The 1,421-nt window shown below is 67.0% G+C and carries 1 protein-coding gene; it reads left to right on the top strand.

The features are described 5' to 3' along the window. The first annotated feature begins 93 nt into the window (after window positions 1–93). On the top strand, window positions 94–1,152 hold the full coding sequence (locus tag ABKA19_RS15715; protein ID WP_353689703.1) for an IS110 family RNA-guided transposase: 1,059 nt from the start codon (window positions 94–96) through the stop codon (window positions 1,150–1,152). Window positions 1,153–1,421: the final 269 nt, after the last annotated feature.

Raw genomic sequence — 1,421 nt, forward strand, 5'->3', positions numbered from 1 at the left:
TGATGGGATGGACTCCTCCCGCGTCACCACACGGCTTCGATGAGCCAGACCGATACTGGATCGGGACACGGGATCACGAGAGGAGTCCACGCCATGCATGCTAGTACCGTTGCCATCGACCTGGCAAAAGAGGTCTTCGAGCTGGCCTTCGCCGACGACCGTGGCCGGGTCCTGGAGCGCAAGCGGCTGTCTCGCCGGGCATTCGCCCGGGCCTTGGAGCAGCGTCCGCCGCTGCGGGTGCTGATGGAGGCCTGCGGCAGCGCCCATTACTGGGCCCGGCGTTTCCAGCACCAGGGACATGCCGTGCGACTGCTGCCCGCCCGCGACGTGCGTCCCTACGTGCGCGGCAACAAGACCGACCGCAACGACGTGGCCGGGATACTGGAAGCGGACCGCTGCGGCGACATCGCCGGCGTGCCGGTAAAGACCCCCGAGCAACAAGGCATCCAGGCACTGCACCGGCTGCGCGAGCACCTCAAGGCCGAGCGCACCGCCACGATCAACCTGCTGCGCGGCGTGCTTCGCGAGTTCGGGGTGACCATTCCGGCCGGCGCGCTGAAGGTGCCGGCCGCCGTGCGCGATGCGTTGGAGGATGGCGACAACGAGTTGCCCATGCCGCTGCGACACAGCCTGGACGATCAGCTGAAGCGGCTGGCCCAACTGCAAGCGGACATGGCGGCCATCGAGCAGCGGCTGGAGGAATTCGCCGATCGCGACGTGGCCGTGCAGCGCTATCGCCGCGTGCCGGGCGTGGGCCTGCTGACGGCCACGGCATTGCGGGCCAGTGCAGGCGACCTGTCGCGGTTCCGCAATGGCCGCCAGTTCGCCGCCTGGCTGGGCTTGACCCCGCGCGAGCATTCCTCGGGCCAGCAGCGGCGCCTGGGCGGCCTGACCAAGCGCGGCGACGTCTACCTGCGCACGCTGCTGGTCCACGGTGCACGCGCGGTATTGACCGCAGCGCGCCTGAAACAGCGACGCGGGCAACCCCTGGATCCCCTGCAGGCCTGGGCACTCAAGGTGCAGGACGCACGCGGCCACAACAAGGCCGCCTGCGCGCTGGCCAACAAGCTGGCGCGGCGGCTATGGGCGATGGAACACCACGGCCAGGCCTTCGATCCACGGCATGTGAGCCAGCGACCTATTGCCCACTGACCTTCAACCGCTCCAACGACAGCAATTGCCGAAGACGATCTCGATCATGGCGAAGGGTTCGGTCCCGGCGCGGACAAAGCCGATAACAATTCAGGCCGCAAAGCCGTCTGACCGATTGGCACCGGCGCCGCGGATTCCATGATGGCCCGAGCACATCGACCGCTCACCTCAAGGCCGAATACACGACTGCAACCGTTCCGCTTCCCAACGATCGAACATCAGCTGCGGCAAACCTGCTTGACGGAGGAGTCCATACATGAATTGTTAGG

Origin of the sequence: Pseudoxanthomonas sp. Soil82 (assembly GCF_040446535.1) — a bacterium.
In the GTDB taxonomy this organism is placed as follows: Bacteria; Pseudomonadota; Gammaproteobacteria; order Xanthomonadales; family Xanthomonadaceae; genus Pseudoxanthomonas; species Pseudoxanthomonas kaohsiungensis.

Coding starts and splice junctions, on each gene's coding strand:
- ABKA19_RS15715 (WP_353689703.1), top strand. CDS start 94: ATGCATGCTAGTACCGTTGCCATCGACCTGGCAAAAGAGGTCTTCGAG.